This is a genomic window from Fodinicola feengrottensis, assembly GCF_039530045.1.
Classification (GTDB): domain Bacteria; phylum Actinomycetota; class Actinomycetes; order Mycobacteriales; family HKI-0501; genus Fodinicola; species Fodinicola feengrottensis.
Window position 1 is genome coordinate 23,069 of record NZ_BAAANY010000038.1, and the last position, 14,332, is coordinate 37,400.

17 protein-coding genes are annotated in these 14,332 nt (G+C 68.5%); all 17 read left to right on the plus strand.

The annotated features are described in order from the left end of the window. Positions 1 to 4: 4 nt before the first annotated feature. The 17 genes from ABD301_RS35690 (at position 5) to ABD301_RS35770 (ending at position 14,175) form a co-directional block, all read left to right on the plus strand. Positions 5 to 1,609 carry a hypothetical protein gene (locus ABD301_RS35690; RefSeq protein WP_163567119.1) on the plus strand — a complete coding sequence of 535 codons (1,605 nt, stop codon included), beginning with the start codon at positions 5 to 7 and terminating at the stop codon, positions 1,607 to 1,609. 1 nt (position 1,610) lies between these two features. After that, positions 1,611 to 1,928: a hypothetical protein gene (locus ABD301_RS35695; protein WP_163567118.1), complete on the plus strand. Its 318-nt coding sequence runs from the start codon at positions 1,611 to 1,613 to the stop codon at positions 1,926 to 1,928. A 392-nt stretch (positions 1,929 to 2,320) separates the two neighbouring features. Beyond that, the gene (locus ABD301_RS35700; protein ID WP_344314580.1) at positions 2,321 to 3,544 is read left to right on the plus strand and encodes a phage major capsid protein; all 1,224 of its coding nucleotides are present in this window, start codon (positions 2,321 to 2,323) and stop codon (positions 3,542 to 3,544) included. Between the two features lie 85 nt (positions 3,545 to 3,629). Further along, positions 3,630 to 3,944, plus strand: coding sequence for a hypothetical protein (locus tag ABD301_RS35705; protein WP_279579331.1), 315 nt, complete (start codon positions 3,630 to 3,632; stop codon positions 3,942 to 3,944). Beyond that, positions 3,941 to 4,489, plus strand: a complete 549-nt coding sequence (locus ABD301_RS35710) for a hypothetical protein (protein WP_163567115.1) — start codon at positions 3,941 to 3,943, stop codon at positions 4,487 to 4,489. The genes ABD301_RS35705 and ABD301_RS35710 overlap by 4 nt, the downstream gene beginning before the upstream one ends. Beyond that, positions 4,479 to 4,652, plus strand: coding sequence for a hypothetical protein (locus ABD301_RS35715; RefSeq protein ID WP_163567114.1), 174 nt, complete (start codon positions 4,479 to 4,481; stop codon positions 4,650 to 4,652). Before ABD301_RS35710 ends, ABD301_RS35715 begins: the two co-directional genes overlap by 11 nt. Positions 4,653 to 4,656: 4 nt before the next feature. Then, entirely contained in the window at positions 4,657 to 5,040 is a 384-nt protein-coding gene (locus ABD301_RS35720) for a hypothetical protein (RefSeq protein WP_344314581.1), read from the plus strand. Then, a complete protein-coding gene (locus ABD301_RS35725) occupies positions 5,037 to 5,321 on the plus strand; it encodes an HK97-gp10 family putative phage morphogenesis protein (RefSeq protein WP_344314582.1) in 285 nt (94 codons plus the stop codon). Before ABD301_RS35720 ends, ABD301_RS35725 begins: the two co-directional genes overlap by 4 nt. Further along, complete coding sequence (locus ABD301_RS35730; RefSeq protein ID WP_344314583.1) at positions 5,321 to 5,740, plus strand: DUF3168 domain-containing protein; 420 nt, start codon at positions 5,321 to 5,323, stop codon at positions 5,738 to 5,740. Before ABD301_RS35725 ends, ABD301_RS35730 begins: the two co-directional genes overlap by 1 nt. A gap of 20 nt (positions 5,741 to 5,760) precedes the next feature. Further along, complete coding sequence (locus tag ABD301_RS35735) at positions 5,761 to 6,546, plus strand: phage tail tube protein (protein WP_344314584.1); 786 nt, start codon at positions 5,761 to 5,763, stop codon at positions 6,544 to 6,546. 6 nt (positions 6,547 to 6,552) lie between these two features. Beyond that, on the plus strand, positions 6,553 to 7,017 hold the full coding sequence (locus tag ABD301_RS35740) for a hypothetical protein (RefSeq protein WP_344314585.1): 465 nt from the start codon (positions 6,553 to 6,555) through the stop codon (positions 7,015 to 7,017). Then, positions 6,987 to 7,184: a hypothetical protein gene (locus ABD301_RS35745; protein WP_344314586.1), complete on the plus strand. Its 198-nt coding sequence runs from the start codon at positions 6,987 to 6,989 to the stop codon at positions 7,182 to 7,184. Before ABD301_RS35740 ends, ABD301_RS35745 begins: the two co-directional genes overlap by 31 nt. A 17-nt stretch (positions 7,185 to 7,201) precedes the next feature. Next, on the plus strand, positions 7,202 to 9,736 hold the full coding sequence (locus ABD301_RS35750; protein ID WP_344314587.1) for a phage tail protein: 2,535 nt from the start codon (positions 7,202 to 7,204) through the stop codon (positions 9,734 to 9,736). Between the two features lies 1 nt (position 9,737). Continuing rightward, the gene (locus tag ABD301_RS35755) at positions 9,738 to 10,148 is read left to right on the plus strand and encodes a hypothetical protein (RefSeq protein WP_344314588.1); all 411 of its coding nucleotides are present in this window, start codon (positions 9,738 to 9,740) and stop codon (positions 10,146 to 10,148) included. A 1-nt stretch (position 10,149) separates the two neighbouring features. Continuing rightward, positions 10,150 to 11,277 (plus strand): hypothetical protein, encoded by a 1,128-nt coding sequence (locus ABD301_RS35760; RefSeq protein ID WP_163567104.1) that lies wholly within the window; start codon positions 10,150 to 10,152, stop codon positions 11,275 to 11,277. A gap of 4 nt (positions 11,278 to 11,281) precedes the next feature. Beyond that, the gene (locus tag ABD301_RS35765) at positions 11,282 to 12,040 is read left to right on the plus strand and encodes a hypothetical protein (protein ID WP_344314589.1); all 759 of its coding nucleotides are present in this window, start codon (positions 11,282 to 11,284) and stop codon (positions 12,038 to 12,040) included. Beyond that, positions 12,040 to 14,175, plus strand: a complete 2,136-nt coding sequence (locus tag ABD301_RS35770) for a hypothetical protein (RefSeq protein ID WP_344314590.1) — start codon at positions 12,040 to 12,042, stop codon at positions 14,173 to 14,175. The genes ABD301_RS35765 and ABD301_RS35770 overlap by 1 nt, the downstream gene beginning before the upstream one ends. Positions 14,176 to 14,332 lie beyond the last annotated feature (157 nt).

A 14,332-nucleotide genomic window follows, 5' to 3' on the forward strand; every position in this document is an offset into this window, starting at 1 on the left:
CGCCATGCCTACCATCCCGAACCTGATCCCAACCCGGATCCTTACCGCCGTCACCGTCCCGGTCGGCCTGGACCTCGCGCTGCAGTGGAAGGTGCGGACCACTGCCAGCGCCTCCTCGGCCGTGCAGTGGAGGGTCCGTCAGGCGACCGGCGCCGCAATGGAGCTGGACTGGAGGGACCGCGCGACAGCTGGCGCGACCGTCGTCGCCAAGTGGAACGCGCGCCACACCACTGGGCAGGCATCGGCGCTGACCTGGAGTACGCGCGCGCCGGCCGGACTGGCGTTGGCGCTGCCTTGGAAGGTCCGGCACGTCGCCGGCAGCTCCAGCGCGCTTCAGTGGGCAGCTCGCCAGACCGCCGGCCAAGCCACGGCCCTGAGATGGGACGCCAGGCAGACAGCCGGGTCGAGCCGCCTGCTGCGATGGAGCGACCGCCAGGCCGTGGGAGGCGCTACGGCGCTGCTCTGGGCCGGCAGAGTCACTACCGGCGGCTCGACGAGCCTGCCGTGGAAGGTACGCGCGACCGCCGGGCTCGCCGCTGAGCTGGGCTGGGCGACCAGGCAGGTAATGGGGCGATCGTGCTCGCTCGGTTGGAGCGTCAGGCAGGCCGCTGGCGCGTCGTCGTCGCTCGCCTGGGGTGACCGAGGTACGGCAGGCAACGCGTCGGCACTGCCCTGGAGTGTGCTGACCGGCGTCGGGTCGGCCGCCGACCTGTCCTGGGCCGCGCGGCAGGCCGTCGGCTCGCCCGTCAGCTTGCCCTGGGGGGCGCGGTCGGCGGCGGGGGTATCCGTAGAGGTCCCCTGGTCCGTCCGGGCACCAGCGGGCTCCTCCGTGGCCTTGCAGTGGGACGTGAGTACACCCGTCGGCCAGGCCGTCGCGGTCCGGTGGGCCGTACGCGCGGTCGCCGGTGCGACGGTCGCGGCTCGATGGAGGGTCGCGGCGACTGCCGCACGAACGACCACGCTGGTGTGGATCGACAGGGCTGCGGTAGCGGCTGCGGTTGAGGTCGACTGGGGAGTCCTGTCGCTGGTCCAGGTGGAGGCGTCCATGACCCTCGTTTGGAACACCAGGTCCAACGTCGGCGCGACCGCCGACCTGCTCTGGGACGACCATGTGACGGTGGGCGCGGGCCGTGCGCTGGCCTGGGGAGACCGCGTCGTCATCGGCGCCCCTGCGGAGCTGTCCTGGGCGCTGCGCTCGCTGGTGGGCGTCGACGGCGGGGTCTCGTGGGACGACCTCGCCCACGTTGGCGGCCAGCTGGAGCTGGCCTGGGGAGACCGCCAACTGGCCGGCCAGCTGGCGGTGCTGCGGTGGGCGGACCACCGTCTCGTCGCGGCCTCCAGCGACCTCCGCTGGACGGTCCGCCGGGCGGTGGGCGAGGCGGCTGCGGTCGAGTGGATCGACCGCGCGCTGGTCAGGGCTGACCTCAGGCTGCTGTGGTCGATCAGGGACATCACGGCGCCGAGGCACCATCGGAGCCCGAACCACAGCATCGTCAGGCCTACGGCTACCGCCGGGCCGCCCACGGCCGCTAGCAGGGCACTGACCGGCCCCACCCGGACGCACCAGACCTCGGGCTCCGGCAACCACGTGATCATCGAGAGGCACTGACATGCCAGACGCCGCCATCCGGCTCGGGGACGACCTACCTGAGCTGAGCGCCACGCTCACGGACGAGACGAACACACCGGTCGACCTCGACGGCGCCACCGTGGCCCTGTACCTGCGAGGCGCCACCGTCGCGTACGACGAGTCGTCCTTCACGGCGGAGAAGACCGGCGACCCGGGGGCGGTGCGCTACGAGTGGGCCGACGACGGCCTGCCGACCGACGGCGGACTCTACTTCGGGCGCTGGCGGGTCACCTACGGATCCGGACAGCACGAGTCCTTCCCCAACTGTGGCAACGGCTTCGTGGTCGAGGTCAGCTGACGAATACAAGAGGGGTGCGACCTTTTGGTCCCACCCCTCGCTATGCCCTACTTCATCGGTTCGCCGTACTTCAACCGGTCTGGGCATTTCTCGCCTCCTCCAACGTGGACATAGCCGCCCTGCGGCATGCGTCTTAGCTGCCGGCGGCAGTGTCTGCAAATTAGCACCTTTCATCACCTCCCTAAACAATTGAGTGAATTAATCATACCGCATTCTCTAAACATTCTTGGAGACGTTCTTGCCTTGCGGAGCAACAGATGTGAGCCCTGTTCCTGTTAACCCACCAGGGGTATCCTGGGGACTAGAAATACCGGAGTAGGAGACGGCAGATAGCAGCGACCACCCCGGGACCCGAGATCAAAAGATCTGTGTCCTGAGGAGGACTGCTACTGATGACCGCCGTACTCAACCCGGTGGAGCTGCGCACAGGCCTGGAGGGCCTGGGCGAGAAGCTCAACGACCTCCGCAGCAAGTCCGAGCAGACCGCCGAGGTCCGCGCCGAGATCAAGCAGACGATCGAGGACATCCGCTCGCAGGACGCGCTGCTGTGCGTCGCCGAGCGCTCCGCCGAGGGCGAGCGTCGGACCCAGAGCGCCCCTCAAGTGGGTACTAGCGCCTTCGGGTCCGAGGCCCGGTCGGCAGGCCAGCAGTTCGTCGACTCCGACGGCTTCCGCGACTACGCCCAGCGTGGCGCGCAGGGCCAATACGAGGGCGAGGTACGCACCTTGCTCACGCAGGGCGACGGCACCGCCGGGGGCGGCCTGTTCGTGCCGCGAGGCACCCCGCTGCCGCCGGTCCCGAACAGGCAGCGGCTGTTCGTCCGCGACCTCCTGAGCGTGATCCCGACCAACCTGCTGAGCGTCCCGTACATCCGAGAGAGCAACAACGCCTCGGACGACGCGCTGATCACCGGCCCGACCGCTGAGGGCTCCAACAAGCCCGAAGTCGCGATGACCTTCACGGCTCAGGACGCGCCGATCCGCACCATCGCCGGCTGGATCCCGGTGACCCGACAGCTTCTGGCGAACGCGCCTACGGTCAGTGGATACATCGACTCGCGGCTGGGCTACATGGTCCAACTGGCCGAAGAGAAGCAGGTGCTCAACGGGTCCGGCACCGCGCCGGCCATCCGTGGCATCCGGCAGACCACCGGCCTGCAGACGCTGACCGACCCGTCGACCGGGGCCGTCGGCGTGGACATGATCGCCATGCTGGGTCTCGCGATCGGCAAGGTCGAGGCGGTCGGCGGCGTCGCCGACGGCATCGCGATGAACGCGTCCGACTACTGGACGATGGTCACCAAGCGCAACAGCGGCACCGGCTCGTTCGACGGGAACTTCCCGGCCGGCAACCCGTTCACCGCAGGCCCGGCCAACATCTGGGGCATCCCCACCGTCCGTACGCCGTCGATGGAGGTCACCAAGGCCCTGGTCGGCTCGTACAAGCTCGGCGCGACCCTGCTGGAGAACGAGGGGATCACGATCCGCGTCGGAGACCAGCACTCCGACTACTTCATCGGGAACAAGGTCGTGGTCCTCGCCGAGGAGAACGTCGGGCTGGCCGTGAGCCGGCCGGACTACTTCGTTGAGGTCGACTTCACCGATATCCACCCGTGACCCCAGGCCTCGTCCACCAGGACTGAGGGCGGGGAGCTGGACTCGTCCTTCCGGCTGCCCGCATCGACCACCCGAGGGAGCGACCGTGCTGCAGACCTCACAGGCGCCGTGCCTGGCGTGCGGCGAGCACGACTGCACGCACATCCCCAACGTCCAGACGCCGTTCCCGCTGAGGAGTGTCATGCCAGAGCCGACCGAGTACGTGCTGGCCACCGACCGGGTGTTCGACGGCGGCTCCCTCGCGTACACCGTCGGCGACAAGGTCCCGCTTGAGGTGGCTGACAGGCTCGGCCTGGAGGGCGAGCGGGTCACCACGGCGGTCGACCAGCCGGCGGACGAGCACAAGGAGCCGGTTAAGCAGGCGAGGTCGCGTACCCCGGGCGCCAAGAGGCGCGGATGAGCGTCGTCACCGAGGCGCGCTACCGGCGCACCACCCGGGACCTGACCACGTCTCAGGCGGACGTGCTGGACGCCCTCACCGAGGCGCAGGGAGCCATCGAGGACCGCCTGGGGCGCCCGCTGGAGTACCTGGCCCGGATGGAACAGGTTTTCGTGTACGAGGGCGGCCAGGTGTTCCCGCGGGCCACCCCCGTGGACATGACGCAGCCGTACAGCGTCTCGGGGATCAACATCTTCGATGACGCCTTCCTTAACGGCGGCTACTACTACGACCGGCCGTCCAGGGCGACAGTGACCTACACGGGCGGCTGGACCCAGCAGACGCTGCCGTCGCGGCTGTCGAGGGCCGTCTGCCTGACCGCGAGGCACCTGCTGGACGCCTCCGAGACACCCGCTGGGCTGCGCAGTGCCGCCGTCGGGGATGCCAGCGTCACATACGACGGCCCCACCGAGATCGACCTGCCGCCGGGAGTCTGGGCCTCCATCAAGAAGTACGCGTATCGGGAGCTGATCCCGGTGAGAGGGGCCTGGTCCTATGCCTACTGAGCGGATCGAGCACCCGGATGGCTTCGGCCCAGCCGAGGTGCCGGCCGGCGCGGTCTCCATGCGAACCGTCATCGGCAGCCACACCGAAGTCGAGTACCCGGACGCGCCCAAGCAGCCGGCCAAGCCGAGGCAGGCTACCAAGCCCACGAGCGGCGAGGAGTAGCCCCGTGCTGCCGCTGTCCACGTCGACCTACACCGTCCAGCGCCCCCAGGTGCTGGCGTCGATGAGCGCTGGGCTGGACCCGTACGGCGAGGGCTACGACCTGGACACGAGCCCACCCCACGCCCAGGCGGCGGCGCTCTACGCGACCGTCTCCACGGGAGTTCGCGGCCACCTGGGCAGCCCCGGAGGCAGCGAGCGGGACGTGGGCGGCTCCCAGGAGAACGTCACGTTCCTGCTGGCCCTGCAGACCACCGACGTGACCCACGACGACCAGGTGCTGGACGAGGCCGACGGCTCCCGCTACCTCGTCTCCTGGGTGGTGCAGCGGCGAGGGCTGGGCATGGCCCATGTGCAGGCCGGCGTGCGCTCGGTCAAGGGGCTCGCGTGAGCACCATCCGGCTCGACCCAGCCGCTATCGAGGAGCTGAGGCACTCCGCAGGGTGCGAGGCGGACCTGCGCCGCCGTGCCGACGCGATCGCCGACCGCGCGCGGCTGCTGGCGCACGTCAGGACGGGGAGGCTCAAGGCGTCCATCGAGGTCCGCGCCAGCCTCGACGGCGGCCTGGAGGTGGGAGCCACGGCCCCGTACGCGCTGTACGTGGAGCTGGGGACTCGGTACGAGGAGCCCCACCCGTTCCTGCGCCCGGCGCTGGACGCGGGGGCCTCGTGATGGCTGCCTCCAACCCGTTCGCCGATGTCGAGGGCGCCGTGCGCACCTGGCTACGGGCTCACTCCGCCGTACGGCCGCTGGTCAACGGGCAGGTCCATTTCGGTATCCCGGCGGGCCTCAAGCCGCCCTTCATCACCGTCACCCGGATCGGCGGAGGCCCCCAGGCGGGGGACACACCGCTGGAGGACGCACGCATCTCCCTGAGCTGCTGGGGAGGAAGCAAGAAGACGGCCGTGGACGTGGTCCAGGCCGTCATGTTCGCCATTCAGGAGATGGCCATGGAGCCGCTGGACGACTCCACGGTCGGCTATGGGGCGAAGGTCGACTCGGTGCTCTGGTCCCCAGACATCCCGTCGGATACGCCTCGGTACGTCGTGGACTTCACCGTCACGGTCATGGCCAAGCAGACGGCTGCTTAGGCCGGGAGGAAGAGGGCGTAATGAGCAACGGAACCGCCGCAAACGTCAAGGTAGGGCCCGGCACGCTGTACTTCGCGCCGCTGGCCAGCACAGAGCCGACGGACCTGACTACGGCCTGGGATGTCGCCTGGGTACAGATGGGATACACGGACGCCGGCCACAGCTTCAACGACAACCCGAAGTTCGACGCCATCGAGGTCGCGGAGGAGGTCACCCCGATCCGGTATGAGGAGTCGACCCGGGAGATGTCGGTCGACTTCGACCTGGCGGAGATGACAGCCCAGAACGTCAGCAAGGCGTTCAACGGCGGCACGATCACGATCAACAACCGGCTGATCGGCAGCGCCACCATCGTTGCCAGCACCGGTGTGTTCACCACGACCGCACCGCACCTTCTGGTGGTCGGCAACCCGGTGGTCCTGGGCGCCATCACCACGACCACCGGTGTCACCGCCGGCACTACTTACTACGTGAGGACGGTGCCCTCAGGCACCGCGTTCACGCTGTCGACGACCCTCGGCGGGTCGGCCCTGTCGCTGACCAGCGACGGCTCCACCGTCTCGGTCACCGAGGTCGGCGACACGGTCTCCTTCGAGCCGCCGGTGGCTGGCGTGGCCGCTACCCGCGTGATGATCGGCTGGGAGGCCGCCGACCACAAGGAGCGGTGGATCTTCCGCAAGTGCCTGCAGACCGGCAAGGTCAAGGTCGCGCGGCAGAAGTCGCCGAACAAGGCAACCATCCCCATGAGCTTCATGCTGGAAGTGGTCGACGGCGCCCTGCCCTTCAAAGCTATCTTCGGGAGCTGAGCCCGGATGACAACACTGAGGCTCGGGGACCAGGAGTTCGCCTGCCGGGACAAGGTTCCGGTCGTACGCCTGATGCGGTTCGTCAAGTCGTTCACCTCGGTCAGCGAGTCGATGACCATCGACCAGCTGTCGGAAATGATCGACCAGTTCACCGAGTTCGCGAACCTGCTAGTGCAGCCCGAGCAGCGCGAGCGGTTCGACGCGTGGCTGGACGAGGCGGACATGGCGGACCTGGAGCAGTTGGTCGGCCAGATGGGCGAGGTAGTCCAAGCCCTGGCAGGCCGCCCAAAGGACGGCACTGCGCCAGCAGCCTCCTCCTCGTCCTCGATCAGCACCAAGAGGTCGTCGCGGGTCGTCTCGTTCTCTCAGGGCACCGTCCGGGAGGTCCCGCTGAGCGAGGTGCTCCCGGCGGCCTCGGGGACGGTGCCGACGACCGGTGCGTGGCAGACCTTCGTGTCGGAGGCCGGCTAGCCCTCTTCGACGCCGTCGGCCTGGAGCTTCTCCTGGACTTCGTCTACGTGATCGCCACCGAGGACATGGACGAGGACAAGCGAGCGGAGTTCGACGACGACCTGTTCAGGGTGTCTGGCGCGGACGCCCGACGGCAGTTTGCCGCGCAGTTCGGCGAGGTCGCGTGAGAGAGGAGGTGGGCTAGGTGAGCAACACGATCGCCGACGCGTTCATCGGGCTTAACTTCGACACATCCAAGCTGGCCGACCAAGCCCGCCTGGCGGTCGCCGGCATCCGCGACCTCACCGTCAACGTGGGCGGCGACCTCACCCGGCTCCGGGACCAGGTGCGCGCCTTCACCGAGACCGTCACGGTCAACGTCGACGGCGACCTGACGAGGCTGCGCGACAAGGTCCGAGCCGAGTCCGCGACCCTCAGCGACATCAAGGTGGGGGTCAAGTTCGAGGTCGACAACACCTCGGTCGCCGACGTACGCGCGCAGGCGTTCATCCTCCGGGAGTACCTGCGCTCGCTGTTCGACAACATCCCGATCCGGTTCGACCTGTCCGGCCTGAACCTCGGCGCGGTGATCAGCCAGCTACTGATCATCCAGGGCCTGCTTGGGTCCCTGGGAACGCCCCCGCCGGGTGGAGGGGGAGCTGGCGCGGTCGGGTCAGTCGGGGCGCTGGGGAACATCCAGACGATCGCGGCGCAGTTGGCCTACTGGATGGGCCTGGTGCCCGTCGTGATCGCCAGCGTCTCGCTGCTGGCGGCGGTGATAACCAGCCTCGCTGGAGCTACCGCGTCGGCGCTACCCGGCCTGCTGGCCATGGCGCCGGCCATGCTGGGCCTGGTCGGAGTGATGGTGGCCGTCCAGATCGGCACCCAAGGCATCGACCAGGCGTTCGGGGCGCTCGCCAAGGGCGACATGAAGGCCTTCGACCAGGCTCTCAAGAACCTGGCCCCGTCGGCGCGCGCGTTCATGCTGGAGGTCAAGGCGCTCTGGCCGCAGCTGCAGAGCCTCCAGCAGGCCGTCCAGCAGCAGCTCTTCCAGGGCTTCAGCGACTGGCTGAAAGACGCCGCACAAAACCTGCTCCCGACAGTCCGCCGGGGCCTGGTGGACATGGCCGGGGTGGCGAACCTCGCCGGCACGACGATCCTGTCGGCGCTGTCGCTGCCGGCCACCAAGGACGACCTGAGCACCGCGATCACCAACATCACCCGAGGCTTTCGGGCTATCGCGGGCGACGCCGGGAACCTGGTCGTGATCTTCGTCCGCATCGCCGCTGTCGCGTCGGGGCCGCTGTCTATCGCGCTCCAGGCGATCGGTCGGGGGCTGTCGGACTTCACGGCCAGCCTGTCACGAGCGTCCAGCGACGGGTCGCTGGAGAAGATGATCAGCTCGGCCATGCAGCGGTTTAGTGAGCTGTGGCAGATCCTGGAGCAGGTCGGCTCGATGATCTGGTCGATCGTCCAGGGCGCCGACGCCGGAGGGGCGTCTTTCAAGCCGCTGCTGGACATGTTCACCCACTGGGCGCAGCAACTGGCCTCCCCGGCCGGCCAGGCGGCGCTCAAGCAGATGTTCCAGAACGCCCAAGAGGCATTCCAGAAGATCGCGCCCCTGCTCGGCTCCCTCGGGGACATCCTTGGCAAGGTATGGGTGTTCGTCGTGGCCATGGCGCCGACGTTCGCGGACTGGGCCGCCAAGCTCGAGCCGGTGGTCAAGTTCATCGGCCAGCTAATCGAGCAGCTGATGCCTTTCGCGCCGATCATCGCCGGGGTCGTGCTGGTTGTGCTGGCCGCGTTCATCACCATCCTCGGTGTCCTCGCGGCAGCCCTAGTGCTCCCGCTGGTCCCGATCGGGCTCTTGATAGCCGGGGTCATCTGGCTGGTCGCCAACTGGAACGCCGCGTGGGCGGCCGTGGGCCAGTTCTTCGTCGGCGTGTGGAACAACATCGCGAGCTTCTTCACCGGCCTCTGGAACAACGTGGTCGCCTGGTTCACCAGCACGCTGGCCTCTGTGGGCGCGTTCTGGGTCAGGGTGTGGGCGAACGTGTCGAGCTTCTTCACGGGCATCTGGGACGGCATCGTGTCGTTCGTCTCCGGCGCGATCAACCGAGTCCTGGCGGCCATCAATTACCTCGCCCAGGTCCCCGGCCGCGTCAGCTCGTGGTTCCAGGGCGTGCTGAGCGGGATCGTCAGCGCGTTCAACTCGGCGGTGGCCTTCGTGGCCTCCATCCCCGGCCGGATCCTGGCGGCCTTAGGGAACCTGGGCAACATGCTGTTCAACGCCGGCCGGTCGATCATCAACGGCCTGGTCAACGGCATCCAGAGCGCCGTGGGCGACGTGACCAACGCGGTCAGCAACGTGCTCTCGGCGGCCCGGAACCTGCTGCCGTTCAGCCCCGCCAAGGAGGGGCCGTTCTCGGGCAAAGGCTGGACGCTGTACTCCGGCCAGTCGATCACGAGCGCGCTGGCGGACGGCATGCTCAGCCAGCTCGGGACCGTACGCGATGCTGCGCTGAGCGTCACCAACGCCGCGTACATCAGCCCGAGCTTCGCGGGCTCCCCGTCGGCGTCCGGACCTGGTGGCGGGTTCTCTGCGACGGCCGGCTCCAGCTCGACCGTCGCCGACCTGCTGCGGCAGCTCATCGCCGCGACCAGGGAGGTCGGCCCCCAGGTGGGGGTCGCCGTCAACGGCGCGGGCAGGTCGCTCGCGCAGGCAGGGCGGGGGATCTGACGTGCCGACGCCGACCTTCAACGCTGTGGTGATCACCGCCGCCAGCGACCCGCTAACGCCAGTGGTCGCCCGATCGTCCAGCCGCTCGGAGACCTCGGGCATCAGCGGGAAGGTCGTCACCTACGCCGCCGGCCGGCAGCGCTCTGTGTCGCATGTGGGGACCACGCACCAGTTCGTCATGACGCTGCGGGACGTGTCGGACCTTCCCGTCACCCTGCCGGCGCCGGGCACCGGAACCGTCGTCCCACTGCAGCTACTCCAGGAGGCGTGGCTGGGCGTGCGGATCGTGATCAGGGACCACCGGGGCCGCTACTTCGAGGGCGTGTACTTCACCGCCGGTGTCGTTGACCGGAAGGCGCCGCACCTGTACGACATAGCGCTGTCGATCTCCGAGCTGACGGCGGAGAGCTGACGTGCAGCCGCGTACAGACCCCATCAGGCCCGGGATCACCGCGCCCCAGGTGTTCGACCTGCTCACCGCCTCCAACATCCAGGTATCGGCCGGCTGCGAGCTGCTGGACAGGTCCCTCAACGTGCTCGCCGACATCTCCGACGGGTTCCTCGGCGGCACCGTCAAGCGGGCGAACACCGCCACCATCCACGGTTCCTGCGACGTGTCCTTGGAGCAGGAGCTGGACTGGGGCACCGCGATCATCCGCCCGTACGTGACCGTGTCCGTGCCAGGCCCCGGCGGGCTATCGGCACGGTTCAACGAGGGCGCCTACTTCACCTCGACCCCGTCGTACGTCGCCGACGCCAGGCCCCGCCAGTTCGACCTGCAGGGCTATGACCAGCTGGAGGCCCTCACGAGCCCGGTAGGAGACTCGTATGTGGTCGGGACGGGCGCAAGCTACCTGGGAGCGGTGGCTTCGATACTGACGGCGCAGGGATTCACCCAGTTCGTCATCGATCAGAGCCGCGCCGGCACGCTGCTGAGCCAGCCCCGGTCCTGGCCGCTGGACCAGAACACCACCTGGCTCAAGGTGGTCAACGACCTTCTGGCGGCCGTCGGGTATCGCGGACTCTGGGCCGACTGGGACGGCCGGCTGCGGGCCGAGCCGTACGCGCCGCCGTCGGCTCGGGCGTCGGAGTGGTTCTACGACACCGACATCAGCACGACGATCCTGCTGGACCGCACCCGCTACCAGGACTACTTCAACGCGCCGAACCGCTGGGTGGCGGTGAGGTCGAACCTCGCCAGCGGCCAGATCCCGGTCGAGGGCGACGGCGTTTTCACCTACGTCAACCAGAACGCCGGCACTACATCGGTGGCTGCGCGGGGCAGGGTGATCACCAAGGTCCTGCCGGTCGAGGCGGCCGACCAGGACGCGCTGATCACGACCGCGAACATCACCATCGACGCCGATCTGCGCATCGACCAGCAGTTCGCCGTGACCACCGGCCCCAACCCGCTGCACTGGCACTTCGACCGGGTGACCCTGGCCGACCCGGAGTTCGGCGCCGCCGTGGAGCTTCAGGAGACGGCCTGGTCGCTGCCCCTAGACGGCTCCGCGATGGCCCACGTGTGGTCGAGCGTGTGAGGGCATGATGGCGCTCTCCGACGAGTTTCTGAGCACGATCCGACAGCAGATCGCCGCCTCGACGCCGCAGACGACGCTCCGGGGCACCGTCCAGGGCTCCGGCGGCAGCGGCGTCACCGTCCTGGTCGACGGGTCCTCGCAGCCGATCGTGACGATGACCGACGACGAGTACGTCCCGTCATCGGGCGATCGGGTGTACGTACTCAAGGTCGGCGACGACTGGGTGCTGGTCGGCAAGATCGTCCCGGTCGGCGGCCAGACGCGCCCCAGCCTCAACGGCGGGTTCGCGACCGCGTACTTGACCGGTGACAACACGGTCAACTCAACCGGCAACGGCTTCTTCCTCGGCCCGTGGGCGATCGACACCACCGTCAGCGACCCCGGCTGGTCGATCAACTCCTCGTACTACATCCAGCCCCCGGGCCCGCTGCACGGCACCTGGGTCGTCGAGGTGGGGATGCGGTGGAGGTCCACTGCCGGGTCCAGCAGCACGACCATGCGCTCGATCATCGTCGACTGGCTGACCGGCGACCTGGCGACCGTCACCAGGCTCACGTCGCCCCGCACGCACGGGCACCTGACCACCGACGACCAGTGCCTGTACGGGGTGTCGCCGGGCTTCGACATCGGCCTGGTCTACCTCTTCGCCGTCACCTTCGACACGACCACGGCGAGTAACACCATCTTCGCGCAGGGTGCAATCCAGGGCGCGAGCAACGCCGCTACCCACGGCACGTTCGTCAACTTCAGGAGGGTCCGGTAATGGGCGCCATCACGACCACGACGACCCAGACCCTCACCTCGTCGCACAGGCCGATGATCGACCGGCACATCGGCACAGGACGGCTGTTCGCGGCCGTACGGCGGGCCAACTCGAACCTCGGGTTCTGGTACTCGACCGACAACGGCACCACCTGGACGGACACGGGAACGGCCAACGACGTGGCCACCGGCACGTCGGCGCTGGAGTTCTCGTTCTTCTTGGACCGCAACGGGAACCCGTCCGTCTGCTACCGCACCTACGTCAGCGGCAAGGACACGTTCAACATCAAGTACGGCGCGATGAACACATCGGTGAATGGCTTCCTCTGGTACGGCGGCTCGCCGATCACCTCGGCAGCGGTCTCTGGCGCCACCGGCACGGCCGGCGGCTCCTGGCAGGGACTCGACCACGTCACGGTCCAGAACCCGGGCTCCGGAGGGGCCGTGCTGCTGTTCGCGGTCGCCGGGGCTGGCACCGACTACGCCTCCGGCGGCGCTGTGGACGGCTGCGTAGTGTGGGCGGTCGCGATGTCAGGCGGTACGTACAGTAACAAGTCGGACACGTACTTCAACCTTGGCGGCGACTACCGGAACCTCGGTGTGAGCGGCGGCGCCGTGTGCGCCCCCGGCGTCGACTTCAAGAGCACCGGGGACGGCAAGAACACCGCAGGCCAACTGGACATCACCGTCGTCGAGCTGGCAGGTGACGGCAACTTCTACGGTAAGAACCGCTGGATCTGGAACGGGAACGGATTCACCAGCTCGTTCGACTGGATCAGTGCCGGGGGCGGCTACCCGACCAACCCGTCCGGCCAGGTGCGCCGGCAGGCCCGCATAGACGCCCAGGGGCGGCTGCTTATCCCGCAGCTCACCGGCAACGACACGATCGCGATCGTCGAGTACGACGCCTCGTACACGACCCGCACGAGCCGATACGCGCCAGCGCACCCGAAGGGCACCGTCACCTCCGCCTCGGTCACGTACGACACAAACGGCAACATCTACCTGTTCGCGGTCGGAACCGCCGACAACACGCTTGAGTTCTGCACCTACGCCCGGTCGTCCGGCACCTGGACCGCGTGGTCGGTGGTGAACGCGACCGTCTTGTCCAATGCCGCGAGCTGGGGCGTCCGGCGAGGCACCCTGGGCTCCCGGCTCGACTCGATGACCCAGACTGGGTCGAGCACCCTCACGCTGGCTAGCCAGCAGATCGTGCTCACCGGGGCGCCGTTCGCGCCCACCTGGAACGCGCCCACTAACAACAGCGCGCAGAACGTCTCGGCATCCTTGCTACTCGACTGGGTGTTCAGCGACCCGGACGTGGCCGACGCGCAGTCCGCGTACGCGCTGTCCCGGCAGATCGGGGCGGGTTCGCTGGCGTACTGGCGGGCCAGCGACTCGACGTGGCAACCGGCCGAGGTGCAGAACACGTCAGCCGTCGACCAGCTCACCCTGGCGTCCGGCTGGGCCTCGGGGTCGGACGCGAACTACACATTTCGTGTCAAGGTGTGGGACCAGAGCTCGACGGCGAGTCCGTACTCGTCCGGGCTGGTGGTCACCCCCAGCGTCCTGGTGAACCCGACGATCACGGCGCCCACCAGCAGCGGCACGGTGACCGCAGCGAGCGTGACGGTGACCTGGACGGCGACAGAGCAGACGGCGTACCACCTCCTCGTGGAGCTGAACGTCTCGGGCGTATACACCTCGATCTTCGACGACACCGGCACCACGGCCACCAGCCGCGTGGTCACGGGCCTGACCAACGGCGCGGCTTACCGAATCACCTTGACCACGCGGAACAACGAGGGCCTGCAGTCGACTGCTGCCACGTCGACGTTCACGGCGGCCTTCACCCCGCCCCCGACGCCGACGATCACCTTCCCCGCCATGAATGTGCTGTACGCGTACGTCGTCGGCGCGGCCGTCACCAACCCCGCCGGCTCACCGGCGGCGTCCTCGAACACCGTCGAGCGCCGGATCGGCACGGACGACACGACGATCGTCATCCTCACCAGCAGCCTGGGCGTCGGCGGGACGTACTACGACGCGGCCGTGTCGTCGGGCGTGAGCTACCAGTACCGCGCGACCGCCTATACCACCACCGGGGCGCTGGCCGTCGGCGCCTGGACGGTGTGAGGTCGATGACCGCGCTCGCGGCAGCCGTCGAGCGAGGTGGCGCTGGGAGGGGTGGTTGCCGGCTCCCCGCCTCGCGACGCTGCGGCAGTAGGGAGCCAGCGGCTCGTTAGCCGCGCCAGTAGCCGTAGTTCGGTTTCCGGCCATCGGCCAGCGTGCG